Origin of the sequence: Haloferax sp. Atlit-6N (assembly GCF_003383195.1) — an archaeon.
Classification (GTDB): domain Archaea; phylum Halobacteriota; class Halobacteria; order Halobacteriales; family Haloferacaceae; genus Haloferax; species Haloferax gibbonsii.
The window spans coordinates 1-480 of sequence record NZ_QEQJ01000267.1 but is presented as its reverse complement, the minus strand read 5'-3'; the positions used below and the strand labels follow the sequence as shown (position 1 = coordinate 480).

Below are 480 nucleotides of genomic sequence, written 5' to 3'. Positions count from 1 at the left end.
TGTGCGCGTTCTCGACCAGCGAGGCGGGAATCGACATAAAGTGCTGTCTGAACAGGAAGACGGCCGTCGCACTCGCGATGTACGGGCCGGTGATGGCCATCAGCGTGTTCCCCCACCCCAGCCGTGCCATCAGGTCGAAAAGCGGCACGATGCGGACCGGGACCGGCAGCAAGAGCGTGAGCAGAATGAACATAAACACCGCGCGCTCGTAGGGGAACCGGTAGTAGACGAGCGCCAGCGCGGCGAACAGCGACAGCGTCACCTTGCCGACGACGATGATCACCGACATCACGACCGAGTTGATCATATACTCGCCGAAGCCGTACTGGTTCAGCGCGGTCTGGTAGTTCGAGAGCCCTTCGCTCCCCACTCCGATATTAGTGATCTGGTAGACCTCCGTCGTGTTTTGCGTGCTCATAACGAGCGCCAAGAGCAGCGGCAGTCCCATCAGGAAAATCGACAGGAGTAGTCCGCCGTGGA

Annotated in this window: 1 pseudogene; it reads right to left on the bottom strand. The window is 60.2% G+C overall.

Annotated features, from left to right (window positions below):
- Window positions 1-448, bottom strand: a pseudogene (locus DEQ92_RS22285) (carbohydrate ABC transporter permease); the annotation flags it as partial.
- Window positions 449-480: the final 32 nt, after the last annotated feature.